The following is a 24695-nucleotide window of genomic DNA, read 5'->3' on the forward strand; positions in this document are numbered from 1 at the left end:
AGGCCGTCCGTGAGTCGGGCCCCGAAGCCTCCGCCGTTGAGGCGGGAAGTAGTGGATTAGCCGGCGAGACGCTGGCGGAGGTCGGCGAGGCGCGATGAGACGCTCGCGTCGATGACGTCGTCGGCGATCTGCACCCGCACGCCGCCGACCACCGAGGGGTCGACGACGGAGTTGAGCGTCACTGACGCGCCATAGCGCTTGCCCAGGGCGGCGGCGAGTCGCTCGGACTGCGACGCGCTCAGCGGGACGGCGGAGACCACCGTCGCAACCTTGCGGCCGCGCTCGTCGGCCACGAGGTCCATCGCCCGGATCAGGAGCTGACGGATCCGCCGCTCGCGCCGGGACTGCGCGAGGGAGGACACGATGAGGATCGTCGCGGCACTTGCGCGACCACCGAGGATCGAGCGCACGAGCGTGGCCTTGGCCGCGTCATCGCCGAGTCGGCTGCCCAGTGCCAGCTCGAGCTCCGGGTTGGCGGCGACCGTGCGCGAGAACTCGAAGAGCTCGCCCTCGATGTCGGCGTCGGCCCCCGCACGGGCGGCGGCCCGCACGGCGAGCTCTTCGATCGCGTCGACGAGGTCGGATGCCGACGACCACCGCTGCGCGACTGCCGTGTTCAGCAGCGACAGCGACGTGGGCGCGAGCGCCGTGCCGAAGACGTCCGCGACCACCTTCGCGCGGGCCGGACCCGACGCGGCCGAGTCGGCGAGGGCGCCGGACAGGTGCGGGGATACGCCGAGCGCACGGGCGGCTGCGAACAGCTGGTCCGCGGTCGCCAGGTCGACTCCGGCGGCGCTGTCGAGCGCCGCCGTCGTCGCGGCGAGAGCCTGCGTGGTCGCACTGCCCATTACTTCGACGCCTTCTCAGAGGCCTCGAGGTCCGCGAGGAAGCGGTCCACGACGCCCTGCGCCTTCTTGTCGTCGGCGAGCGACTCGCCGATGACTCCGCCGGCGAGGTCGATCGCGAGCGTGCCGACCTCACTGCGCAGCGACACGAGCGCCGTCTGGCGCTCCGCCTCGATCTGCGAGTGCGCGGACGCCGTCAGGCGAGCGGCCTCCGAGGTGGCCGCATCCTTGGCCTCGGCGATGATCTTGCGGCCGTCCTCACGGGCGGCGTCGCGGATCTCACCGGCCTCCTTGCGGGCACCGGAGAGCTGCGCCGTGTACTCCTCGAGTGCGGCCTCGGCACGTCGCTGAGCCTCGTCGGCCTTGGCGATGTTGCCTTCGATGACTGTCGCACGCTCATCCAGCAGCTTCTTGAGGCGCGGCAGCGCGACCTTCCAGAAGATGAAGAGGATGACGACGAAGCACACCGACGACCAGATGATGTCGTACCAGGCCGGCAGAAGCGGATTGGGCGTCTCCTCTTCGGCGGCGAGTGTGACAAGAGCGTTGAGCATCCTGTCTCCTTACGTCGAGAAGCGGATCAGTAGCCGAAGATGAATGCGGTCGCGATGCCGATGAAGGCGAGCGCCTCGGTGAAGGCGATACCGATCCACATCAGGACCTGCAGGCGACCGGCGAGCTCGGGCTGGCGAGCGACGCCCTCGATGGTCTTGCCCACGACGATGCCGACGCCGATGGCGGGGCCGATCGCGGCGAGACCGTAGCCGACGGTCGCGATGCTGCCGGAGACCTCGGCGAGAACCGTAGTTGCGTCCACGGGGGTGTTTCCTTTCGGTTATGGGCGGCTTGGCGCCGACCCGCTCAGTGCTCTTCCGCCACCGCGAGCTGGATGTAGACCGCGGTGAGGAGGGCGAAGACGTAGGCCTGAAGGACGGCCACGAGGATTTCGAAGAGTGTGAAGGCGAAGCCGAACGCGAGACTGCCGGCGGCGAGGATCGACCACCAGCCCCCCATCGTGAGGAGGAAGAACGAGGTCGCCGAGAAGAACAGGACGAGCAGCAGGTGGCCGACCATCATGTTCATGAGGAGTCGGAGCGTCAGCGTGATCGGCCGGATGATGAACGTCGAGATGAACTCGATGGGCGTCACGATGAAGTAGATCGGCCACGGGACGCCGGCCGGGAAGAGCGAGTTCTTCAGGAACTTCCCGGGGCTCTTCTTCAGACCCGCGTAGATGAAGGTCACGTAGCTCACGACGGCCAGCGTCAGCGGGACTGCGATGATCGCGGTGCCCGCGATGTTCAGGAACGGGATGACTCCCGTGATGTTCATGAACAGGATCATGAAGAACATCGTCGTGAGGATCGGCAGGAACCGGTCCCCGTCCTTCTTGCCGAGCAGGTCGTGCGCGATGTTCGTCCGGACGAATCCGAGTCCCATCTCGACGAGGCTCTGGAAGCGGCCGGGGATGACCGTCATCTTGCGGGTCCCGAGCCAGAAGACCAGCACGACGGCGATCGTCGCGAGGATCTGGATCAGGTGGATCCGCGTGATGGGGACTCCGAGGACGGTCGTGATGACGTCCGGGAAGAACTCATTGATCGAGGGGGCGTGAAATTCGCCCCCGTCTTCGGCGGTGGGGGCGATCAGTGTCGCAGCTTGAGTAAACAGCGCTGGCTCCAGCTTCGGGGCATCGGCGTGAACCGTTGCGACGATGGTCGATGAGCGTCACTCCGCAAGAGTGCTCACATGATGCGAGCGGGCGGGCGCAGGACAACCCTACCAAACTCGGGAGCCTCCTGAATCCGCACTGAGTGTCAGCTGAGTGTGTGGTCGGACCGCTCGCCCTCTTCGGGGTCGGTCGGAAGCTCGACATCGCTCACATGCGGCACCCGCATGCGCAGCAGGACCACGACGTCCACGACGAGCGAGGCGATGACGCTCGCGACGAGCGAGAGGAAGAAGACGGTGGGCTCGATCCACGGCTGTCCGCGCAGCACGACGAGGGCCACGATGAACACGACGAACTTGAGGATCCAGCCGCCCAGGACGACGCCGAAGAAGATCGGCACGTAGAGATCGTCGCCGTACCAGCGGTTGGCGATCAGGATGCTGAGTCCTGTGATCGCCAGGAAGACCGCCGCGACCAGGACGCCGGCCAGGCCGCTCCATAGACCCGTCTGGCCCGCGACGAGGTACCCGATGACGGCGGCGGCGACCGCGAGGACTCCCGTCACCACGCCCGCCCACAGGAGGGTCGTGCGCAGGATCGGGGTGCTCGAGACGGGGCTGGGGCTCATGGAGCGCTCTCCAGTGCGGGTCGGGGCGCCGGACGGCGCGAGGGCAGGAAGGTCACGACGAGGCATGCGGCGACGCCCAGAGCGACGTAGGCGACTCCGGGGAGGTAGTCCCCCGGCCATCCACTCGTCGTCCCGATGTACATCAGCAGCACGCCGAGTCCGAAGATCGCGGTCCACGCGTAGAAGATCAGCACGGCGCCGCGGTCGCTGTGGCCCATGTCGAGCATGCGGTGGTGCAGGTGCTTGCGGTCGGGCGAGAACGGCGACTTCCCGGCGCGCATGCGCCGGATGACGGCGAGACCGAAGTCCAACAGCGGCAGCAGGACGACGACGACGGGCAGCAGGATCGGGATGAAGGCACCGAGCAGCTGCGAGCGGCCGAAGTCCTCGGGGTCGAGGACGGAGGGGTCGAGCTGGCCCGTGATCGCGATGGCCGAGCACGCCATGAGCAGGCCGACCATGAGGGCGCCGGCATCGCCCATGAAGAGCTTGGCGGGATTCCAGTTGAGCGGGAGGAACCCGAGGCACGCGCCGATGATGACGGCGGCGATGAAGGTCGCGAGCGAGAAGTTGCTCGCCGCGAAGTCCCGCGACAGCATGTACGAGTAGGCGAAGAAGACGCTGTTCGCGATGAGGCACACACCCGCGACGAGCCCGTCCAGACCGTCGATGAAGTTGACGGCGTTCATGACGATCACGATCGAGAAGACGGTGAGCGCGAAGCTCACGGGCCCGGAGCCGACGATGAGCCCGCCGATCGGCAGCGAGTAGATCTGCAGCTCGCCGAACCACGCGATGATCCCGGCCGCGAGGAACTGGGCGCCGAGCTTGACGAACCAGTCGAGGTCCCACAGGTCGTCCGCGATGCCGACGAGCACGATGACGACGGTCGCCGCGAGGATCGCGTAGACGGGCCGCGGGTCGGCCCAGAAGATCTCGAAGAAGGGATTGGCGGCCGAGACGCCGATCGCCGCGACGACGCCGAAGAACATCGCGATGCCGCCCAGGCGCGGCGTCGGCGTCTTGTGGACGTCGCGTTCGCGGATGCCCGGGTAGAGCTTGTACTTCATGCTCAGCCGCCAGACGGCCCAGGCCAGCACGAAGGTCACGATCGCCGTGAACAGGATCGTGAAGACGTACTGCTTCACGCGCCGCCGCCGTGCGGCCGCGACCCGGCGTCCTGCGGGTCGGGGGCGTCCGTGTCAGGAGCGTCGGCCTCGACGGGCGCCTCCTCCGCCGCACCGGCGGGCTCGGGGCCGGCGGGCTCCGCGCCGGCGGGCACGGTGCCGTCGTCGAGCAGGTCGCCGAGCACCTCCCGCAGCCGCGCGAGGTCGATCGCGCCCTCCCGCAGCACCCGCACGCGCGGGTCGGCGCCGCCCACGAGGCTCGTCGCGTCGACGATGGTCGAGGCGACCCCCGTCTGCGACGATCCGCCGTCCAGGTAGACGCCCACGGAGTCGCCGAGCATGTCGCGCGCATCCTCGATGCGCACCGCCGCGGGCCTGCCCGTGAGGTTGGCGCTCGAGACGGCGAGCGGGCCCGTCTCCTCGAGCAGCTCGAGCGCGATGCGGTGGTCCGGCATCCGGACGGCGACCGTGCCGCGCGTCTCGCCGAGGTCCCACGACAGCGACGGCTGCGCAGGCAGCACGATCGTGAGGCCGCCCGGCCAGAACGCCTCGACGAGTCGCTCGACGGGCTCGGGGACCTCTGCCACGAGGGCGCGCAGCGTCGTGAGACCGGCTACCAGGACGGGCGGCGGCGACTGGCGATCGCGCCCCTTGGCGTCGAGCAGGCGCTGGACCGCGCTCGCGCTGAAGGCGTCGGCGGCGACGCCGTACACGGTGTCGGTGGGGATGACGACGAGCTCGCCGCGGCCGATCGCCTGGCGTGCCTGACGCATGCCGGGGAGGAGCTGGGCCTCGTCGCGGCAATCGAAGACGGAGGACATGTCGAATCCAGTCTATCGGCGCGGTCCGCGGCGACCCGTCTGGTGGGATCCGGGTCGCGTCACGGCCGGACGGCGGTGGTCGCGCGATCACGCAGCGTGAGGTCGGGATGCGTCGCGGCTGCGCGCCATCCGTCCGCCGTCAGGAGGTCGCGGATGGGCTCGCCCTGCCACTCGCCGTGCTCGATCACGAGGGTGCCGCCCGGGTGCAGCAGCCGCATGCCGACGCGGCTCAGCACGCGCACGACATCGAGGCCGTCCTCCCCGCCGTACAGCGCCGCCGGCGGGTCGAACAGGCGCACCTCGGGATCGCGCGGGATCGCGGCATCCGGAACATACGGCGGATTGGAGACGACGACCGACACCGTCCCGTCGAGCTCGGGGAACGCGTGCTCGAGGTCTACGAAGGCGAGGCGCGCGTTCGCGGCTCCGACGGCGCGGAAGTTCTCCGCGGTCCACACGAAGGCGTCGACCGAGTTCTCGGCGGCGTGCACCTGCGCGTGCGGCACCTCGGTCGCGAGGGCGAGGGCGATGGCGCCGCTCCCCGTTCCGAGGTCGACGGCGATGGGAGAAGGGGATGCCGCTGCCGTGAGCGCATCGATCGCGAACTGCGCCACGACCTCGGTCTCGGGGCGCGGGACGAAGACGCCCGGTCCCACCCGGAGCTCGAGGTGGCGGAAGGGCGCCGTGCCCGTGATGTGCTGCAGGGGCTCGCGCGTCGCGCGGCGCTGGACGAGACCCGCGAGCCGTGCCGCGGTCTCGTCGTCGATGTCGTCGCCGCGGATGCCTGCGGCCTGGACGGCGCCGCGGCTGACGCCGAGGGCGTGCGCGACGAGGAGCTCGGCGTCGACGCCCGGATCGGAGACGCCGGCGCGGGCCAGCTGCTCGGTCGCGAGGCGGATCAGGAGAGCGAGGGAGTGGGGGGCGGGCGCCGCTGCAGGTTCCATGAGCGCCGTCCAGCCTACGCACCCGGCCGGGCCCGCTGGAATCGGCCGCACCCGCAGCGGGCCGCGGAGAGAGCGAGGCATCCCGGTCATCTCCCTGCTCCAGCGCGGAGGCGGCAAGCGCCCTCGTCACACGCCGTAATGCGCGGGAAGCGCTCCCTTAGGCTGAGCAACGTTCTGATCACCCGGCGCCGCTGATCGCCCGGGGAAACCTGCTCACCCGAAAGGCACGCCATGCCCGGCATCCACTCCGACATCACGAGCGCGTTCGGCAACACGCCGCTCGTCCGCCTCAACCGTCTGACCGAGGGCCTCCCGGGAACGGTGCTGGTCAAGCTCGAGTTCTACAACCCCGCGTCCAGCGTCAAGGACCGGCTGGGGATCGCGATCGTCGACGCGGCAGAGGAGTCGGGACAGCTCCAGCCCGGCGGGACGATCGTCGAGGCAACCAGCGGCAACACCGGCATCGCGCTGGCGATGGTCGGAGCGGCACGCGGCTACAAGGTCGTGCTGGCGATGCCCTCGTCGATGTCGATCGAGCGCCGGCTGCTGCTGAAGGCCTACGGCGCCGAGCTCGTGCTCACCGACCCGGCCGGCGGCATGAAGGGGGCTGTCGCGAAGGCCGAGGAACTCGTCGCCGAGATTCCGGGCGCTGTGCTCGCGCGCCAGTTCGAGAACGAGGCGAACCCCGCGATCCACCGCAAGACGACAGCCGAGGAGATCCTGAGCGACACCGACGGCGAGATCGGCTACTTCGTCGCGGGCATCGGCACGGGCGGCACCATCACGGGCGTCGGTCAGGTGCTCAAGGAGCGTGCACCTGACGCGAAGGTCGTGGCCGTCGAGCCCGCCGATTCGCCCCTGCTCACGAAGGGCACCCCGGGGCCCCACAAGATCCAGGGCATCGGGCCGAACTTCATCCCCGCGATCCTCGACCAGGACGTCATCGACGAGGTCGTCGACGTCGAGCTGGACGACGCTCTGCGCGTGGCCCGCGAAGTCGGCGTGAAGGAGGGCATCCTCGTCGGCATCTCGAGCGGCGCAGCCATCTGGGCCGCGCTTCAGGTCGCGGCGCGGCCCGAGGCGGCCGGGAAGAACATCGTGGTGATCGTGCCGTCCTTCGGTGAGCGCTACCTGTCGACCCTCCTCTTCGAGGATCTGCGCGAAGATTGACACGTCACGACGGCGCGCCGGCCTCCGACCCGTTCGGGCGCCGGCGCGCCGTCGTCTTCTCTGACCGCACGAGCCTGGGAGCATCCTCTTGCCCGGTATTCATTCCGACATCACGACGGCGTTCGGCGACACCCCGCTCGTCCGGCTCAACCGGCTGACGGAGGGCCTCGCCGCCGAGGTCCTCGTCAAGCTCGAGTTCTACAACCCGGGATCGAGCGTCAAGGACCGTCTCGGCGTCGCCCTCGTCGCGGCGGCGGAAGCGTCCGGCGAGCTGAAGCCCGGAGGCACGATCGTCGAGTCGACGAGCGGCAACACCGGCATCGCTCTCGCGCTCATCGGCGCCGCGCGCGGCTACAAGGTGATCCTCACGATGCCCGCCTCGATGTCGAAGGAGCGGCGGACGCTGCTCAAGGCGTACGGCGCCGAGCTCGTCCTGACCGATCCGTACAAGGGCATGACCGAGGCGGTCGAGACGGCCAAGCGCATCGTGGCCGAGACACCCGGCGCCGTGCTCGCGCGCCAGTTCGACCACCCCGCCAATCCCGAGATCCACCGCCGCACGACGGCCGAGGAGATCTGGCGCGACACGGAAGGCCGCGTCGACTGGTTCGTCGCCGGCTCAGGCACGGGCGGCACGATCACGGGGGTCGGCCAGGTGCTCAAGGAGCGCAACCCCGACGTGCGGGTCGCGCTCGTGGAGCCTGCAGACTCCCCCGTCCTGACCGAGGGCCGCGCGGGCGGTCACCGCATCCAGGGCATCGGCCCCAACTTCGTGCCCGAGGTGCTCGACCGCTCCGTCGTCGACGAGATCTTCGACGTCCAGTTCGACGACGCGATCCGCGTCGCTCGCGAACTGGCGACGCGCGAAGGCATCCTCGCCGGCATGTCGGCCGGCGCCGCTGTGTGGAGCGCCCTGCAGATCGCAGCCCGCCCGGAGGCGGCGGGGAAGCGCATCGTCGTGATCATCCCGGATGCCGGCGAGCGCTACCTGTCGACCGCGCTCTACGAGCACCTGCGCGACCCCGAGGAGGCGAAGGCATGACCGGCGAGTCCCCCTCGATCGTCCGCGCCGTCGCGCGCGTGCGCGAAGACCTCGTCGCGGCCAAGCTCCGCGACCCCGCCGCGCGCAGCGCTGTCGAGATCTCGCTCCTCTACCCCGGGCTGCACGCGATCTGGGCGCACCGCGTCGACCACTGGCTCTGGCAGCGCGGATTCCGCTTCCTCGCGCGCGCGGGATCCCAGATCACGCGGTGGCTCACGGGCATCGAGATCCACCCCGGCGCCACGATCGGACGCCGCTTCTTCATCGACCACGGCATGGGCGTCGTGATCGGCGAGACGGCCGAGGTCGGCGACGACGTCATGCTTTACCACGGCGTCACGCTCGGCGGCCGCACGCGCGACGGCGGGAAGCGCCACCCCACGATCGGCGACGGCGTCGCGGTCGGCGCAGGCGCCAAGGTGCTCGGCCCCATCACGATCGGAGCGGGCTCGGTCATCGGCGCGAACGCCGTCGTGACGAAGGACGCGCCGGCCGACAGCGTCCTCGTGGGAGTCCCCGCGAAGCCGCGGTCGCGTCGCGTCGGCGACGATACCCGAGCCCTGCTGACGGTCCCCGAGTACCACATTTGACGCGTGCCGGATAAATGCGAGCAAAGCCCGCGTTTATGCGGCACGGGTCAAGGTTGAGTAGGCCGCGCGGAGCGCGCCCGTATCGAAACCCCAGCGACATCGCGGCGCGGGATGCCTCGGCCGCGGCACCCCGTCACCCCAGTGTTGCGAGCCACGCGTCCACGGCGCGCTGACTCTGCAGGCGCAGTACGGGCCACCCCTCGCCGACGTAGGCGAGCATGTGCTCACGCGTGGGGGCGTGCTGCGTCCACGACCACAGCATGATGTTGGTGTCGGGATCCCGCGAGAGCCACGTCGACGGGCGCTCACGGTTGCCGTGCCACAGCTCACGGCGCAGGACGCCGCGTCCCAGCGTGCGCGAGACGACCCGGCGCATGACGATCGAGCGCGGGTGATCGAGCCAGACCACGAGGTCTCCCCCGCCCGGGGTGCCGGGATCCAGCATCCCGTTCAGGCGCGAGTGCCAGTTGCCGTCGATGACCCAGCCCTCGGGATGCGCGGCGACGAACTCCCGAACGAGCTCGCGGGCTTCGTCCAGGTCGCGGAAGGTCCAGTCGGCGCCCCAGAAGACGGCGTCCAGTTCGAGGCGCGCGAGTCCGGACCGGGCGGCGATCTGCGACGCGAGCCTCGACTTGCCCGAGCCCGAGACGCCCACGACCCGGATGCGGCGCGGGATCACGGCATCCGTCCTTCGACAGTCGCTACGCGTCTCTGCGGCCCGCGACCTTCTTCTTGATGAACAGGGGCGGCAGCAGCCACGTCGCGATGGCCGTCACGAGCCACACGATGAGCGTTCCGATGATCCACGCGACGGGGCCGTCGATGCCGATCCCGGCGGCGGGGATGAGCACGGCGACCAGCAGCGCGACGAACGTCGAGAGCAGGCCGATGCCGCCGACGAACGCCTCGGCGTGGCGGCGGGTGATCTTGAAGAACCACGGCGTGAGGATGCTCTGGAGGACGGCGAAGATCACGACGGCGACCAGGATGCCCCACCAGTCGTTCCAGTAGAGGGTGAACCCCTCGAGGATGAGGTCGGCCGCGATGAGTCCCACGAACGCGGAGACCAGGAAGATCGCCGCGCGGATGAGGAAAGTGATCACGCGCTCAGGCTAGCGGCTCGCCCGCCGCTCCCACGGGAGCAGTGCGCCCAGGCGAGGCGTCGCTCCTCCTCGCGGGATGAGCCGCCTCGTCGTGCGCTCAGTCCCCGCCGAGGGCGGCGAGCCGCGCCTCTTCGTCGGTCTGGATCGCGGACTCGACGATGGGGCCGAGAGCGCCGTCCATGACCTGGTCGAGGTTGTACGCCTTGTAGCCTGTGCGGTGATCCGCGATGCGGTTCTCGGGGAAGTTGTACGTGCGGATGCGCTCCGAACGGTCCATGCCGCGGATCTGCGACCGGCGGGCATCGGATGCCGCGGCCTCGAGCTCTTCCTGCTGCTTCGCGAGGAGGCGCGCGCGCAGGACGCGCATGCCGGCCTCGCGGTTCTGCAGCTGGCTCTTCTCGTTCTGCATCGACACGACGATGCCCGTCGGGACGTGCGTGATGCGCACGGCGGAGTCCGTCGTGTTGACCGACTGACCGCCCGGGCCGGAGGAGCGGAAGACGTCGATCTTGAGGTCGTTCGGATCGATCTGGATCTCTTCGGGCTCGTCGACCTCGGGGAAGACGAGCACGCCCGTCGTCGAGGTGTGGATGCGTCCCTGCGACTCGGTCGCGGGCACGCGCTGCACGCGGTGGACGCCGCCCTCGTACTTGAGGTGCGCCCACACTCCCTGCGAGGGATCGCTCGACGAGCCCTTGATCGCGACCTGGACGTCCTTGTAGCCGCCGAGGTCGGACTCGTTGCGCTCGAGCAGCTCGGTCTTCCAGCCCATGGATGCCGCGTACTGGATGTACATCCGCAGGAGATCGGCCGCGAACAGCGCCGACTCGGCGCCGCCCTCGCCCTGCTTGATCTCCATGATGACGTCGCGCGCATCGTCGGGGTCACGCGGGATCAGGAGCCGCCGAAGCTTCTCCTGCGCGTGCGCGAGCTGCTCCTCGAGAACAGGCACCTCCTCGGCGAACGCGTCGTCCTCCTTCGCGAGCTCGCGCGCCGCCGCGAGGTCGTCGGACGCCGCGACCCACGAGTCGTGGGCCGCGACGATCCGCGACAGCTCCGCGTAGCGGCGGTTGACGCGCTTGGCGCGGGAGGCGTCGGCGTGCACGGCGGGGTCGGAGAGTTCCTCCTGGACCGCTTTGTGCTCGTCGATCAGCGCCTTGACGGACTCGAACACTCGAGAGACCTCAGCAGGGTCTCAGCGGATGCTGTTGTCGTGCGCGTGGCTGTGCCCGCCGCCGGTGGGCGCCGGGATCGACTTCTGCATCTGCACGAGGAACTCGACGTTCGACTGCGTCTCCTTGAGCTTGCCGAGGACGACCTCGAGGGCCTGCTGCGGGTCGAGGCCCGCGAGGGCGCGACGCAGCTTCCACGTGATCTTGACCTCGTCGGCCGAGAGCAGCATCTCTTCGCGGCGGGTGCTCGACGCGTTCACGTCGACCGCCGGGAAGATGCGCTTGTCGGCGAGCTGGCGGCTGAGGCGCAGCTCGCTGTTGCCCGTGCCCTTGAACTCCTCGAAGATGACGTCGTCCATCTTGGAGCCGGTCTCGACGAGCGCCGTCGCGAGGATCGTGAGCGATCCGCCGTTCTCGATGTTGCGCGCCGCGCCGAAGAAGCGCTTCGGCGGGTAGAGCGCCGAAGCGTCCACGCCGCCCGTCAGGACGCGACCAGAGGTCGGCGCCGAGATGTTGTAGGCGCGGCCGAGGCGCGTGATGGAGTCCAGCAGCACGACGACGTCGCGGCCGAGCTCGACGAGCCGCTTGGCGCGCTCGATGGCGAGCTCGGCGACCGTCGTGTGGTCTTCCGCGGGGCGGTCGAAGGTCGAGGCGATGACCTCGCCCTTCACGGTGCGCTGCATGTCGGTGACCTCTTCGGGGCGCTCGTCGACGAGCACGACCATGAGGTGGACCTCGGGGTTGTTGGTCGCGATGGCGTTCGCGATCTGCTGCAGGACGATCGTCTTGCCCGCCTTGGGCGGAGCGACGATGAGGCCGCGCTGACCCTTGCCGATCGGGGCGACGAGGTCGATGATCCGCTGCGTCAGCTTCTCCGGGGCCGTCTCGAGGCGCAGGCGGTCCTGCGGGTAGAGCGGCGTGAGCTTGCCGAACTCGACTCGGGTCGCGGCATCCTCGACCGAGAGGCCGTTGACGGCATCGACCTTGACGAGAGCGTTGTACTTCTGACGGCTCGACTGCTCGCCCTCACGGGGCTGCTTGATCGAGCCGACGACGGCGTCGCCCTTGCGCAGGTTGTACTTCTTGACCTGGCCGAGCGAGACGTAGACGTCGCTCGTGCCGGGCAGGTAGCCCGTCGTGCGCACGAAGGCGTAGTTGTCGAGCACGTCGAGGATGCCCGCGATCGGGACGAGGACGTCGTCCTCGCCGATCTCGGTCTCGAACTCGTCGGCCGGGCCCTGACCGCGGCGCTTGTTGCGCTGACGGTTGCGGGCGTTGCCGGACGCCGAGTCGTCGTCCTGCTCGGTCTGCTGTGCGGCGCCCTGGGGCTGACCGCCCTGTGCCTGAGCACCCTGCTGGCCGCCCTGCGGGGGCGCCTGCGGCTGGCCGTTCCCGTTCTGCGCGTTCTGGCCGTTCTGGGCGTTCTGCCCGTTCTGGGCCTGACCGCGGCTGCGGCTGCGGCTGCGTGAGCGGCTGCGCGAGCGGGACGGGGTCTCGTCGCCGGAGTCGGCACCGGATGCCTCGCCCTCGGCGCTCTGCTCCGCATCCTCGGCGGGGGCGCTGTCGGCGGTCTCGGCGGGCGACTCGTCGGCGACGGCCTCGACCGGCGCGTCGGCCGTCTCGGCGGGCTGCTCCGTCGCGGGCGCCTCGACGGCGGGCGCCTCGGCGACCTCCGCGGCAGGGGCCTCCGCGGCAGGGGCCTCCGCGGCAGGGGCCTCGGCGGCGGGGACGTCGGTGCTCTTGGCACGACGCGGCGCACGCTTGCGCGGGGCACGCGCGGGCGGCGCGGCCTCGACCGGCGCCTCGACCGGCGCAGGCTCTTCAGCGGGCGCGACAGCCTCGGGGGCTGCCTCGACGGGCGCCTCGGCAACGGGCGCCTCGGCGGGGGCCTCATCGGCGGGCGCGTCCTGCGCAGGAGTCTCCTCGACGGGCGCCTCGGCGACGAGCGCCTCCGCGACGGCGGGCTCCTCAGCGGGAGCCTCCTCGATGATGGGCTCCTCAGCCGGCGCCTCGTCGGCGGGGGCGGCTTCGGACTCGGCCGGGGCGGCCTCGGACTCGACGTGCTGGTTCTCGGCGACGACGTCGCCGGTCACGGCCTCCTCTGTGCCTTCGGGCGCTTCGGTGCGCTCGTCGGACGATGAGTCGACAGTGTGGATCTCGGAGATGGACTCCACGAGTTCTCCCTTGTGAAACGAATGGACATGCACGAACGCACAGTCACAGCGCGTGGCAGGAGACTGCCCGCGCGTACCCCTGCGAACTGCTCAGAGACCGGAAGGCTTCTCAGCGCTCGGATGGGGCGGGGGGTGTGCCAGGGTTTCGCAGATTTGCGACGGAGGCCAGATTCACGTGCTTACGTGGAACCCTCCGCGTACTCCCTCACTGTACCACCCTTGACATCGACGGCGAGCATGAGGGCGTCCCACGGGGTGTCGGTCGCGGCCTCGGCGACGCGGGCCGCCTCGAGGCGCTGACCGGGCCCGTCGGCGAGCACGAGCACGCTGGGACCGGCGCCCGAGACGACGGCCGCGAACCCGTGTTCGCGCAGCGTGCGCACGAGCCGATCGGTGTCGGGCATCGCCTGCGCGCGGTAGTTCTGGTGCAGCTTGTCCTCGGTCGCCGCGAGCAGCAGCTCGGGGCTCTGCGTGAGGGCCGCGATCAGCAGCGCCGAGCGCGAGACGTTGAAGACGGCGTCCTCGCGCGGCACCTGCAGGGGCTGCAGGCTGCGGGCGAGCTCGGTCGACATCGTGAACTCGGGCACGAACACGAGCGGCGAGACCCCGCGGTGCACCGCGAGCTTCTTGTGCTGCGGACCGGTCTCGTCCATCCACGCGATCGTGAGGCCGCCGAACAGGGCGGGCGCGACGTTGTCGGGGTGCCCCTCGAGCTCGGTCGCGAGGCTCAGCAGCGTCTCGTCGCCGAGGACGACGTCCCCTTCCAGCAGGCCCTTCGCCGCGAGCAGGCCGGAGACGACCGCCGCACCCGACGAGCCCATCCCCCGCCCGTGGCGGATGACGTTGCGCGCCTGCAGCCGCAGTCCCGGCATCCGTCGCCCTGCCGCCTCGAACGCGTACGCGATCGAGCGCACGACGAGGTTGGAGGAGTCGCGGGGAACGTCGTCGGCACCCTCGCCCGCGACCTCGATCTCGAGGCCCCCGTGGTCGAGCGCTGTCACGACGAGCTCGTCGTAGACGCTCAGCGCGAGGCCGAGGGTGTCGAAGCCGGGACCGAGGTTGGCGCTCGTCGCCGGCACGCGCACGACGACGGAGCGCCCAGCGGGCACCGTCGAGGCCGCGGCTGCGCTCACGCGGTGGCCTCGGCGCGGGCGAGTCCGAGCACGGACGCCACCTCCGACGTCGCGGCGTCGACGACCGTGGGCTCGACCTTCGAGCCGTCGGCGTTGCGCAGGGCCCACTGCGGGTCCTTGAGGCCGTGGCCCGTGACCGTCAGGACGACGCGCGCGCCAGGCGTGACGACACCGGCCTCGACGCGGTCGAGGAGGCCCGCGACGCTGATCGCGGATGCGGGCTCGACGAAGATGCCGACCTCGCCCGCCAGCAGCTTCTGCGCCGCCAGGATGCGGTCGTCGTCGATGGCGCCGAAGTAGCCGTCGGTCGCGGCACGCGCCTCGAGGGCGAGGTCCCACGACGCGGGGTTGCCGATGCGGATCGCGCTCGCGACCGTCTCGGGGTTCTTGACGACCTCGCCGCGCACGAGCGGCGCCGATCCCTCGGCCTGGAAGCCGAACATCCGCGGGATGCGGGTAGAGACGCCGCCCTCGTTCTCCTCGCGGTAGCCGCGCGTGTACGCCGTGTAGTTGCCGGCATTGCCGACCGGGATGAAGTGGAAGTCGGGCGCGTCGCCGAGCTGCTCGACGATCTCGTACGCCGCCGTCTTCTGGCCGTCGATGCGGTCGGGGTTGACCGAGTTGACGAGGTGCACGGGGTAGCTCTCGGCGAGCTCGCGCGCGATCTCGAGGCAGTCGTCGAAGTTGCCGCGGACCTGGATGAGGCGTCCGTTGTGCGCGACGGCCTGGCTGAGCTTGCCCATCGCGATCTTGCCCTCGGGCACGAGGACGGCCGCCGTGATGCCGGCGTGCGCCGCGTACGCGGCGGCCGAGGCGGAGGTGTTGCCCGTCGAGGCGCAGATGATCGCCTTCGCACCGTGCTCGATCGCGCGGGAGACCGCGACTGTCATGCCGCGGTCCTTGAACGAGCCCGTCGGGTTCATGCCCTCGAACTTCACCCAGACGTCGGCGCCCGTGCGCCGCGAGAGTGCCGGAGCCGGAAGCAGGGGCGTGCCGCCCTCGCCGAGGGTCACGACGGTCGAGGTGTCCGTGACGCCCAGTCGATCGGCGTACTCGCGGAGGACTCCGCGCCAGACGTGTGCCATGTCAGTCTCCTTCTACCCGCAGGACCGAGACGACGCGCTCGACGACGCCGCTCGCGGCGAGCCGATCGACGGTCTCGCTGAGGTCCTGTTCCAGTGCCTTGTGTGTTCCGATGACGAGGCGGGCGACGCCCGGCTCTCCGTTGCCTTCGTGGACGACCGTCTGCTCGACTGTCGCAATCGAGACGCGGCCTTCGCTCAGGATGCCGGCGACCGTCGCGAGCACGCCGGGCTCGTCGTCCACCTCGAGAGTGATCTGGTAGCGCGTCGTGACGCGGCCGACCTCGACGATCGGCAGGTTCGCGCGCGTCGACTCGCCGACCCCCACGCCGCCGGCGATGTGCCGGCGGGCGGCCGAGACGACGTCGCCGAGCACGGCGGAGGCCGTCTGCACGCCGCCCGCACCCGCACCGTAGAACATGAGGTTGCCCGCGGCCTCGGCCTGCACGAACACGGCGTTGTTGGCGCCGTGGACGCTCGCGAGCGGGTGCGCACGGTCGATGAGCGCCGGGTAGACGCGGACCGAGATCGACTCGCCCGCGTCGTCCGTGAGCCGCTCGCACACGGCGAGCAGCTTGATGACGTAGCCCGCGTGGCGCGCGGCATCCATCATCGCCTTGTCGATGCTCGTGATGCCCTCGCGGTGCACGGCCTCGAGCGGAACCGTCGTGTGGAACGCGAGGCTCGCGAGGATCGCGGCCTTCTGCGCCGCGTCGTAGCCCTCGACGTCCGCCGTCGGGTCGGCCTCGGCGTAGCCCAGGCGCTGCGCGTCGGCGAGCACGTCGGCGAAGTCGGCGCCCTCGGTGTCCATGCGGTCGAGGATGTAGTTCGTCGTGCCGTTGACGATACCCATGATCCGCTGCACGCGGTCGCCCGCGAGCGAGTCGCGCAGGGGCCGGATGATCGGGATGGCGCCGGCGGCGGCGGCCTCGTAGTACACCTGCGCGCCGACCTGGTCGGCGGCGTCGAAGATCTCGGGGCCGTGGGTCGCGAGCAGGGCCTTGTTCGCCGTCACGACGTCGGCGCCGGAGTTGATCGCCTGGTGGACGTAGGCGCGCGCGGGCTCGATGCCGCCCATCAACTCGATCACGATGTCGGCGCCCACGATGAGCGGCTCGGCGTCGGTCGTGAACAGCTCGCGCGGCAAGTCGACGTCGCGCGGCGCGTCGACGTCGCGCACGGCGATCCCGACGAGCTCGAGCGTCGCGCCCGCACGATCGGCGAGCTCGGGACCGTGACGCAGCAGCAGGGACGCGACCTGCGAGCCGACGGCGCCGGCTCCCAGCAGCGCGACGCGAAGGCGACGGTAATCGGTCACTTCGACCGCCCCTCACTCGATCCAGGCATGCGGTTCCCTTCCGTGGTGGCGGCGAGCCCCGCATCGCGCGCGAGCAGGTCGTCGACCGTCTCGCGGCGCACGATGACACGGGCCTCTCCCCCGCGCAGCGCCACGACGGGCGGGCGGGGGACGTGGTTGTAGTTGTTCGACAGCGAGAAGCAGTAGGCGCCCGTCGCGGGAACGGCGAGCAGATCGCCGGGGGCGACGTCGGCGGGCAGGTACTCGGCGTCCACGACGATGTCGCCCGCCTCGCAGTGTCTTCCGACGACGCGCGCGAGGGCGGGCTCGGCGTCGCTCACGCGCGACGCGAGACGCGCCGAGTACTGCGCGCCGTAGAGCGCGGGACGCGCGTTGTCGCTCATGCCCCCGTCGACGCTCACGTAGAGGCGCGTGAGCGTCTCGTCGACCGTGACGGGCTTGACGGTGCCGACCTCGTAGAGCGTGACGCCGGCGCGCCCGACGATCGCGCGTCCCGGCTCGAACGCGAGATTCGGCACCGGGATGCCGCGCACGTCGCACTCCTGGGCGACGGCTTCGACGATGCCCGCCGCGAGCTCTTCGATCGGCGTGGGATCGTCGCTCGCGACGTACGCGATGCCGAATCCGCCGCCGAGATTGAGGACCGGGATGTCGCCGCCCGCGAGAAGCTCGGCGTGCAGCTCGACGACGCGGGCGGCCGACTCGCGGAACCCCGCCGTGCCGAAGATCTGCGAGCCGATGTGGCAGTGCAGCCCGACGAAGTGCAGGCCGTCGATCTCGCGGATGCGGGCGACGGCGGCCGCGGCATCCTCCAGCGCGAAGCCGAACTTCTGGTCCTCGTGCGCTGTCGCGAGGAAGTCGTGCGTCTCGGCGTGCACGCCGCTGTTGACGCGGACGAGCACCGCCTGCGTCGCGTCGAGGCGCTCGACGATCGCCGCGAGGCGCTCGAGCTCGATCCAGCTGTCGATCACGATCGAGCCGACGCCCACCTCGACGGCGCGCTCGAGCTCGGCGACGCTTTTGTTGTTGCCGTGGAACCCGATCCGTGACGGGTCGGCGCCCGCCGCGAGTGCGACGGCGAGCTCGCCGCCCGTGCAGACGTCGACCGCGAGACCCTCGTCGGTGACCCAGCGCACGACCTCGCTCGAGAGGAACGCCTTGCCCGCGTAATAGACCCGCGCCTGCGCGCGCTGCACGGCGGCCGCGGCGCGGAACGCCTCGAGCGCGCGGCGCGCGTGCGCGCGGACCTCGTCCTCGTCGAGGACATAGAGAGGCGTTCCGAAGCGATCGCGCAGCGCGGTCGCATCGATGCCGCCGAGACGCAGCACTCCGTGCTCGTCGCGGTCGGCGCCGGTGGGCCAGACGCCTGCGGCGAGGTCGTTCGCATCGACCGGGGCGGGCGGGAGGTCGACTCGGCTCGACGGGGCGGCGGACACGGGTGGGACCAATCGGTGGGGGCTTCGACGCGACGCCGTCCGGTGCGGACCGGCGGCGGATGCCGCGGCCGGATGACTCACGCGCCGGGCAGTCCTTGCAGTCTAGGGCACGGAGTATGCCGGTCCCGGCCTACGCCGGCAGTGGGGCAACGGGTGCGCTCAGGAGCACGTGCCGTTCTCCTGGAGGGCGGAATCGCTCAAGATGCTCCCGTCGATGTCGACGGCGGCGACGAGCTGATCGCCGACCACCTCGACCGACGTGAGCGTCATGCCTGCCGGCACATGCTCGGCGATGCACACCGTCCAGTCCTTCAGGACGAGGTCTGCGACGGCGCCGAAGCGGTCGCGCAGGTCGTCGGCCGAGACGTCGGCTCCCGCGAGCTGAAGGCGTGAAGGCGTCAGGACGAGATCCCCGTCGACCGCCGAGGGTGTCAGTGCGACGCCGACCGGGATGCCGACGCCGAAGAAGCTGAGCTCCGTCGCCATCGTGACATCCGGCTCCGCCAGGCCCAGGCTGTCGACAGGGAAGTCCTGCACTCCCGCGAGGAGCGCCTGGAGCTGGGCCGTGTCGAGGGCGAGGGTCGCCGTCGCGGCGTCGGCCGCGGCATCCCCCCGGATCGCGATGCCCTGCGCGTGCACCGTGACATCCCCCGTGACGGTGCCGATCGCGACGTCGTCCGACGCGACGGTGACGTCGTCGAGCTCACCCGCGATGAGCTGCGGGATGACGGCGCCCGCGACCGTGACGTCGATCGGCTGATCGGCGGGCAGCGCGAGGTTCGTCACGATCTGATCGCGGATGGTGCGCTCGACGAGCCCCCGTGCGACCCACTCCGCGACGAACCATGCGGCGATCGCGAGGGCCACGACGATGAGCGCCGAGATGATCCACGGCCACGCGCTGCGCCGCCGGCGCGGCTCATGCGGCGCCGTCGCCCAATCGGGGAGCGGCTGGGTGGGCTGCGTGTCGGCGGCGCTCATATCGCTACATCCGTTCGGGTGCCTGGACGCCGAGCAGCTGCAGGCCGTTGCGCAGAACCTGCCCCGTCGCGTCGTTGAGCCACAGCCGCGTGCGGTGCACGGGCTCCACGGGATCGTCGCCCTGCGGGATCACGCGGCAGTTGTCGTACCAGCGGTGGTAGAGGCCCGCGAGCTCCTCGAGATAGCGCGCGATGCGGTGCGGCTCGCGCAGCTCGGCGGCGAACGCGAGGATCCGCGGGAACTCCTGCAGCGCGCCCAGGAGCGCCGACTCGGTCTCGTGACCGAGCAGCTCGGGCGCGAAGTCCGAGCGGTCGACGCCGGATGCCGCGGCATTGCGCCCGACGTTGTGCGTGCGGGCGTGCGCGTACTGGACGTAGAAGACGGGGTTGTCGTTCGAGCGCTTCTGCAGCACGTCGAGGTCGACGTCGAGGTTCGAGTCGGTCGAGCTGCGCACGAGGGCATAGCGCGCGGCATCCGTCCCCACGATCTCGACGAGGTCCTCGAGCGTCACGACGGTGCCCGCGCGCTTGGACATGCGCATCGGCTGTCCGTCCTTGACGAGGTTCACCATCTGTCCGATGAGGATCTGCAGGTTGACGCGCGGCTCGTCGCCGAACGCGGCGCACATCGCCATGAGGCGCTGCACGTAGCCGTGGTGATCCGCGCCGAGCATGATGATGCAGCGGTTGAACCCGCGCTCCCGCTTGTCGAGGTAGTAGGCCAGGTCGCCCGAGATGTAGGCCGGCTGCCCGTCCGACTTGATGACGACGCGGTCCTTGTCGTCGCCGAACTCGGTCGTGCGCAGCCACGTCGCACCGTCGGCCTCGAAGATGTGGCCGAGCTCGGTGAGGCGCTGCACGGCGCGCGCGACGGCGCCCGTCTCGTGCAGGTGGTTCTCGTGGAAGTAGACGTCGAAGTCGACGCCGAAGTCGTGGAGGCTCTTCTTGATCTCCTCGAACATGAAGCCGACCCCGAGCTCGCGGAACGCCTCCTGCTTGCCCACCGGGTCGAGCGCGTCGATGTCGCCGTCGTAGGCGAGCGCGACGCGGCGCGCGATATCGAGGATGTAGCCGCCGCCGTAGCCGTCCTCGGGCGTCGGGAGACCCTCGTGGGCCGCGATGAGGCTGCGGGCGAAGCGGTCGATCTGCGCGCCGTGGTCGTTGAAGTAGTACTCGCGGGTCACGGAAGCGCCCTGCGACGCGAGGATGCGCGCGAGCGAGTCGCCGACGGCGGCCCAGCGCGTGCCGCCGAGGTGGATGGGGCCGGTCGGGTTCGCCGAGACGAACTCGAGGTTGATGACCTCGTCGGAGCGGCTCTCGTTGGTGCCGAAGGCGGCGCCGGCGTCGACGATGGTCTTCGCGAGCGCACCGGCGGCCGCGGCATCCAGTCGGATGTTGATGAAGCCGGGTCCCGCGACCTCGACGCTCGCGACGCCCTCGGTCTCGGCGAGGCGCTGCGCGATCTCGGCCGCGAACTCGCGGGGATTGACGCCCACGACCTTCGCGAGCTTGAGCGCCGCGTTTGACGCCCAGTCTCCGTGGTCGCGGTTCTTGGGACGCTCGAGCGGCAGCTCCGCACCCGTCAGCCCATCCGCCGATCCAGGGCGTCGCGCCTCGGCGAGGGGGACGATGACAGCGGCGAGGGCGGCGGAGAGTGCGTCTGGAGTCATAACCGCACCAGTCTACGTTCGGGCGGCCACGCGATCCTGTGCGCGTGGCATGAGGAAGGCGGGGGTTTGTCCGCATCCGGCGCGCGGGTGCGGGCCCTCGGGTCAGGAGATCTGGACGAGCGACGTGAAGTCGTCTGCCGCGGGGTCGGATGCCTCGATGAGCGCAGGCTCGAGGGGCGCTCCGGCGTCCAGGGCGTCGCCCGATGCGTCGTCGGGGACAACTGTCGCGTCGACGTGCATGCGCTTGAGTCCCACGTGACCGCCGTGGTAGCTGAGGAACGCGCAGTCGGCGGCATCCCGCCCCGTCGCAATGCGGACGAGCGAGTGGCGGTTCGCGAGACGCGTGCCGTCGATGACGTACCAGGAGCCGTCGAGGTAGGCCTCGGCGACGGCGTGGAAGTCCATCGGCCGCAGCCCCGGCGCGAAGCACGCGGCGTAGCGGGCGGGCATGTCCATCGCCCGCAGCAGCGCGATGACGACGTGCGCATAGTCGCGGCAGACGCCCTGGCCGGTCATGAGCGTCGTGACCGCGCTGTCCGTGCCCTGGCTGAGCCCCGGGGTGTATGTCGTGCTCGTCGCGACGAAGTCGCTCACGGCGGCGATGAGCTCGTGGCCGTGCAGACCCTTGAACTGGCGACGCGCCTGCGAGAACACCTCGTCGGACTGGCAGTAGCGGCTCGGACGCAGATACGTGATGGCCTCGAGGTCGCTCGTGCGGCTCGCCGCCATCTGCCCCTCGACGGTCGCGGCATAGCGCACCTCGAGGCGTCCCGCCTCGCCCGTGAGGCGGTGCAGCCGGCTTCCGGACTGGTCGACGATCTCGGTCGGGGTGTAGACGCGGTCGCCCTGCGTGAACGTCAATTCCTCGCTCACGAGGGGCACTTGCTGGGCCGCCGTGATCTGGAAGATGAGGTCGACGGAGGACCCCAGATCGAGGTCCAGTTGGGCGGTCACGACGCGTTGCACCGAAGTATCCTCGCACGCCGGATCGGGTGCTCCCTCCGGGTGTGCAGAACGGATGCCGAGCACTCGCTGTGACGGTCCTGCGAACGTCGATCGCGCCCGTCGAACGGAGGCCTCTGATCTGCGGTTTTCGCGCGGTTTCCCGCGGATGCGGCGATCGGCGGATTCTGACGTACACTCGCCGCGTGAACCCGCACGGACCCTCCCGCGGGCGGCATCCGGGGCGGCTCCTGCTCACGTCCCTCGCCGCCGTCGCGATCGTGTGCGCCATCGCGGTGTGGCACGCATGGTCCGCACCCGCCGAGCCGGTCCGTCCCGTCGCGCAGGCGGAGTCCGCGGCGATCGCCCCCGCGCCGATCAGCCTCCCCGACGAGCCCACCGTCCTGGTGTTCGGCGACTCGTGGACCTACGGCTCCGCCGCGACCCTTCCGACGCTCGGCTATGCGTATGTGCTGGGCGAGACTCAGGGGTGGAACACGATCGTGGACGGGGTGCGCGGCAGCGGCTACCTCAAGCCCGGAATCGACGGCGGGAGCTACGGCGAGCGCATCGCCGCACTCGACCCCGCGCTCCACCCCGACCTCGTGATCGTCGAAGGCTCGATCAACGATCGGCGCCTGTATCCGACGGGATTCCGGGATGCCGTCACCGCCGCGTGGGACGCGCTCGGCGCCCTCTACCCCGACGCCGACTTCGTGATCCTGGGGCCGGCGCCGCAGGTGCTGCCCGTGGAGAAGGCGACGGCGCGCATCGACGCCGACCTCGCGGAGCTCGCGACGGCGCGCGGCTGGTGGTACGTCTCCCCCATCGCCGACGACTGGATCACGGACGCCAACTACGCCGCCGTCATCGACTCCTCCGACTTCGGCCGCGACCACCCCTCGACCGAGGGGCACGCGTATCTCGCGGCGCGCGTCGCCGAGGCGCTCGACGGGATGACGGCGCTCGACGCCGTCGCGGCCGACGCCGGCTGACCCGGCCGTCGGGAACCCGTATGCCGCGGTGATACCCTCGATCGGTACGCCTCCGTAGCTCAGGGGATAGAGCGTTGGTTTCCGGTACCAAAGGTCGCAGGTTCGATTCCTGTCGGGGGCACAACCGCGAAAGGCCGTCCCCAAGGGGCGGCCTTTCGCGGTTCTGACGTCGGCGGGAATCGAACAGCCCGCGAAGCGGGCGTGGTTCGCGGGCCCCACCCACCAGATCGTCGCTAGTCGTACTCCTCGGCCGACGGAACCCCTTCGTCAGCGGAGGACGCGACCGGGCGGAGGCGGCGCGTGAGCCGGCGGAGCACGTCCACGACATCGCCGTCGATGAGCTCGTCATCCGACGTCCCCGCGTCGATCGCGACGATCTGACTCGCGGGGCCGACGAGGAAGGTCGCCATCACACTGTGGCCGGCCGCGGTCCGGATCGGGATCTCGACACTCCCCGCGGTGCCTACCTCGGCGAGCGCCGCGCCGTACTCGAAGAGCGCCACGACGATCTCGTCTCCGGTGAGGAACTCACCGCCTGCGTACGTCACGATCTTCACCCTTCATTGCTACCGCAGGCCCACTCGTCACGCCCCGGGGTTGCCATCTGACGGGGTCGGCGCTACGGCGCACGCGTTCACGGTGTCGTTTCGGTGATCCGTTACTCGAGCGAAACCTCGTGTCCAGGCCCCGCTCGTACACTCTCGAGGGATGCCAGGCCGAGATCGAGTGACGAAGACGGCGGGACGCGATCCCGCGATCGACGTTATCCGTGCTCTCTGCATCGTGAGCATGACGTTCGCCCATGTGGCATACGGAAGCCCCGCCTACCGCGCGACGCACGGACTGCTGTGGTTCGACGGCGCGATGGGATTCGTGCTCCTGTCGGGCTTCGTCGTCGCGATCGTCCAGCGCAGGACCCTCGAGCGGGTCGATCTCGGCGCGGCCCAGGCGAAGGCGCTGCGTCGCGGCCGGCTCGTCTATCTCGCTCACGTGGGCATCTGCGCGCTGGCGTTCGTCGCCGCGTCGCTGAGCGTCGCTCAGAGCGTCGACTACGCGGGCGTCGACGACTTCACCTCGTGGTGGGAGCCGATCGTCGCGGCGCTGACGCTGCAGATCAATCCGAGGAACGCCTCGATCCTGTCGCTCTACGTGATCCTCCTGCTGCTGACGCCCCTGGCCACGTGGGCGCTCGCCCGTGGACGCACGATGCTCCTGGCCGTTCCGGCAGCGGGGCTCTTCGTGCTGGGTACCCTGCTGCCGGGGCTGTTCACGCTGCCGCGGGTGCCCGGCATCCCGGGCCTGATCAACTGGGCGACGTGGCAGACGCTCTATTTCGCGGCCTTCCTGGCGGGGTGGCACTGGACGCGGATCCGCGGCGCGCTGCTGCGTCCGGCCGTGTGGATCAGCCTGCTTGGCGCGGCGATCCTCGTCGGCGCTCTCGCTCAGGCTCGCGTCCGGCTCTGGCCGGCCGAGGGCGACGGCTTCTTCGCGATGCTCGACGCACTCTTCGACGACGGCACGCTGGGCGTGGGAACGATCGCACTCGCGTTCACCGTCGTCGCGGGACTCTACGGCGCGCTGTCGCCGTTCGCCGAGCGGTGGCCGCGCCTGGCCGCCGAGGTCGGGCGCGTCGGCCGGCGGAGCCTCGACTGCTACATCATCCTCTGCATCCTCGTCCTGGTCGTCCCCGCCTTCTGGCAGTACGAGACGAGGAGTCTCGCCGCGATGGTCTACGGCGCGGGGGTGCTCACGCTCATGTACGGCTGGTGCCGGGTGCGCGACGCGCGACAGCACCGCAGGCTCTCGGCAGCGGCATCCGCCTCCGGACACGCGTCGGCGACGATCTAGCCG

The 24695-nt window shown here is 70.5% G+C and carries 25 protein-coding genes and 1 tRNA gene; 6 read left to right on the forward strand and 20 right to left on the reverse strand.

Annotated features, from left to right (window positions below; translation table 11 throughout):
• Positions 1-56 precede the first annotated feature (56 nt).
• The 8 genes from MJ607_RS17290 to prmC all read right to left on the reverse strand — a co-directional run bounded on the left by MJ607_RS17290 (position 57) and on the right by prmC (position 6037).
• Entirely contained in the window at positions 57-848 is a 792-nt protein-coding gene (locus tag MJ607_RS17290; RefSeq protein ID WP_243076858.1) for a F0F1 ATP synthase subunit delta, read from the reverse strand.
• On the reverse strand, positions 848-1399 hold the full coding sequence (locus tag MJ607_RS17295; RefSeq protein ID WP_243076859.1) for a F0F1 ATP synthase subunit B: 552 nt from the start codon (positions 1397-1399) through the stop codon (positions 848-850). The genes MJ607_RS17290 and MJ607_RS17295 overlap by 1 nt, the downstream gene beginning before the upstream one ends.
• Before the next feature lie 26 nt (positions 1400-1425).
• Positions 1426-1662, reverse strand: a complete 237-nt coding sequence (gene atpE, locus MJ607_RS17300; protein ID WP_028496101.1) for an ATP synthase F0 subunit C — start codon at positions 1660-1662, stop codon at positions 1426-1428.
• Positions 1663-1706: 44 nt separating this feature from the next.
• Positions 1707-2516 (reverse strand): F0F1 ATP synthase subunit A, encoded by an 810-nt coding sequence (gene atpB, locus MJ607_RS17305; RefSeq protein ID WP_374238079.1) that lies wholly within the window; start codon positions 2514-2516, stop codon positions 1707-1709.
• 146 nt (positions 2517-2662) lie between these two features.
• The gene (locus tag MJ607_RS17310) at positions 2663-3145 is read right to left on the reverse strand and encodes a hypothetical protein (protein WP_243076860.1); all 483 of its coding nucleotides are present in this window, start codon (positions 3143-3145) and stop codon (positions 2663-2665) included.
• Positions 3142-4293 carry an MraY family glycosyltransferase gene (locus MJ607_RS17315; protein ID WP_243076861.1) on the reverse strand — a complete coding sequence of 384 codons (1152 nt, stop codon included), beginning with the start codon at positions 4291-4293 and terminating at the stop codon, positions 3142-3144. The genes MJ607_RS17310 and MJ607_RS17315 overlap by 4 nt, the downstream gene beginning before the upstream one ends.
• Entirely contained in the window at positions 4290-5093 is an 804-nt protein-coding gene (locus MJ607_RS17320) for an L-threonylcarbamoyladenylate synthase (RefSeq protein ID WP_243076862.1), read from the reverse strand. The genes MJ607_RS17315 and MJ607_RS17320 overlap by 4 nt, the downstream gene beginning before the upstream one ends.
• A gap of 59 nt (positions 5094-5152) precedes the next feature.
• A complete protein-coding gene (gene prmC / locus MJ607_RS17325; protein ID WP_243076863.1) occupies positions 5153-6037 on the reverse strand; it encodes a peptide chain release factor N(5)-glutamine methyltransferase in 885 nt (294 codons plus the stop codon).
• A gap of 231 nt (positions 6038-6268) precedes the next feature.
• Here prmC and cysK (MJ607_RS17330) point away from each other — a divergent pair, with 231 nt between their 5' ends.
• From cysK (MJ607_RS17330) to epsC, 3 genes are all read left to right on the forward strand, one after another.
• The gene (cysK, locus tag MJ607_RS17330) at positions 6269-7207 is read left to right on the forward strand and encodes a cysteine synthase A (RefSeq protein ID WP_243076864.1); all 939 of its coding nucleotides are present in this window, start codon (positions 6269-6271) and stop codon (positions 7205-7207) included.
• An 88-nt stretch (positions 7208-7295) separates the two neighbouring features.
• Positions 7296-8249: a cysteine synthase A gene (cysK, locus tag MJ607_RS17335; RefSeq protein ID WP_243076865.1), complete on the forward strand. Its 954-nt coding sequence runs from the start codon at positions 7296-7298 to the stop codon at positions 8247-8249.
• A complete protein-coding gene (gene epsC, locus MJ607_RS17340) occupies positions 8246-8839 on the forward strand; it encodes a serine O-acetyltransferase EpsC (protein WP_243076866.1) in 594 nt (197 codons plus the stop codon). Before cysK (MJ607_RS17335) ends, epsC begins: the two co-directional genes overlap by 4 nt.
• A gap of 133 nt (positions 8840-8972) precedes the next feature.
• On the opposite strand, the gene MJ607_RS17345 is transcribed toward epsC, so the two are convergent.
• From MJ607_RS17345 to MJ607_RS17395, 11 genes are all read right to left on the reverse strand, one after another.
• Positions 8973-9518, reverse strand: a complete 546-nt coding sequence (locus MJ607_RS17345) for a toxin (RefSeq protein ID WP_243076867.1) — start codon at positions 9516-9518, stop codon at positions 8973-8975.
• Positions 9519-9540: 22 nt separating this feature from the next.
• Positions 9541-9942 carry a hypothetical protein gene (locus tag MJ607_RS17350; RefSeq protein ID WP_243076868.1) on the reverse strand — a complete coding sequence of 134 codons (402 nt, stop codon included), beginning with the start codon at positions 9940-9942 and terminating at the stop codon, positions 9541-9543.
• A gap of 97 nt (positions 9943-10039) precedes the next feature.
• Positions 10040-11116: a peptide chain release factor 1 gene (prfA, locus tag MJ607_RS17355; RefSeq protein WP_243076869.1), complete on the reverse strand. Its 1077-nt coding sequence runs from the start codon at positions 11114-11116 to the stop codon at positions 10040-10042.
• Between the two features lie 21 nt (positions 11117-11137).
• Positions 11138-13288 carry a transcription termination factor Rho gene (gene rho / locus MJ607_RS17360; protein ID WP_243076870.1) on the reverse strand — a complete coding sequence of 717 codons (2151 nt, stop codon included), beginning with the start codon at positions 13286-13288 and terminating at the stop codon, positions 11138-11140.
• Positions 13289-13467: 179 nt separating this feature from the next.
• On the reverse strand, positions 13468-14421 hold the full coding sequence (thrB, locus tag MJ607_RS17365) for a homoserine kinase (protein WP_243076871.1): 954 nt from the start codon (positions 14419-14421) through the stop codon (positions 13468-13470).
• Positions 14418-15506, reverse strand: coding sequence for a threonine synthase (thrC, locus tag MJ607_RS17370; RefSeq protein ID WP_243076872.1), 1089 nt, complete (start codon positions 15504-15506; stop codon positions 14418-14420). Before thrC ends, thrB begins: the two co-directional genes overlap by 4 nt.
• Before the next feature lies 1 nt (position 15507).
• Positions 15508-16821, reverse strand: coding sequence for a homoserine dehydrogenase (locus tag MJ607_RS17375; protein WP_243076873.1), 1314 nt, complete (start codon positions 16819-16821; stop codon positions 15508-15510).
• Positions 16818-18257: a diaminopimelate decarboxylase gene (gene lysA, locus MJ607_RS17380; protein WP_243076874.1), complete on the reverse strand. Its 1440-nt coding sequence runs from the start codon at positions 18255-18257 to the stop codon at positions 16818-16820. Before lysA ends, MJ607_RS17375 begins: the two co-directional genes overlap by 4 nt.
• 159 nt (positions 18258-18416) lie before the next feature.
• Positions 18417-19238, reverse strand: a complete 822-nt coding sequence (locus MJ607_RS17385) for a DUF2993 domain-containing protein (protein WP_243076875.1) — start codon at positions 19236-19238, stop codon at positions 18417-18419.
• Between the two features lie 4 nt (positions 19239-19242).
• Positions 19243-20907 (reverse strand): arginine--tRNA ligase, encoded by a 1665-nt coding sequence (argS, locus tag MJ607_RS17390; RefSeq protein WP_243076876.1) that lies wholly within the window; start codon positions 20905-20907, stop codon positions 19243-19245.
• Positions 20908-21009: 102 nt separating this feature from the next.
• Positions 21010-21873: a transglutaminase family protein gene (locus MJ607_RS17395; RefSeq protein ID WP_243076877.1), complete on the reverse strand. Its 864-nt coding sequence runs from the start codon at positions 21871-21873 to the stop codon at positions 21010-21012.
• Between the two features lie 182 nt (positions 21874-22055).
• On the opposite strand from MJ607_RS17395, the gene MJ607_RS17400 reads away from it, so the two are divergent.
• The gene (locus tag MJ607_RS17400) at positions 22056-22844 is read left to right on the forward strand and encodes an SGNH/GDSL hydrolase family protein (RefSeq protein WP_243076878.1); all 789 of its coding nucleotides are present in this window, start codon (positions 22056-22058) and stop codon (positions 22842-22844) included.
• A gap of 48 nt (positions 22845-22892) precedes the next feature.
• Positions 22893-22965 (forward strand) — tRNA-Arg (locus MJ607_RS17405).
• Positions 22966-23077: 112 nt separating this feature from the next.
• Here MJ607_RS17405 and MJ607_RS17410 read toward each other — a convergent pair.
• Positions 23078-23401, reverse strand: a complete 324-nt coding sequence (locus MJ607_RS17410; protein WP_243076879.1) for a hypothetical protein — start codon at positions 23399-23401, stop codon at positions 23078-23080.
• A 151-nt stretch (positions 23402-23552) separates the two neighbouring features.
• On the opposite strand from MJ607_RS17410, the gene opgC reads away from it, so the two are divergent.
• Complete coding sequence (opgC, locus tag MJ607_RS17415) at positions 23553-24692, forward strand: OpgC domain-containing protein (protein WP_279234812.1); 1140 nt, start codon at positions 23553-23555, stop codon at positions 24690-24692.
• Positions 24693-24695: the final 3 nt, after the last annotated feature.

Source organism: Microbacterium sp. SS28 (genome assembly GCF_022761035.1).
Classification (GTDB): domain Bacteria; phylum Actinomycetota; class Actinomycetes; order Actinomycetales; family Microbacteriaceae; genus Microbacterium.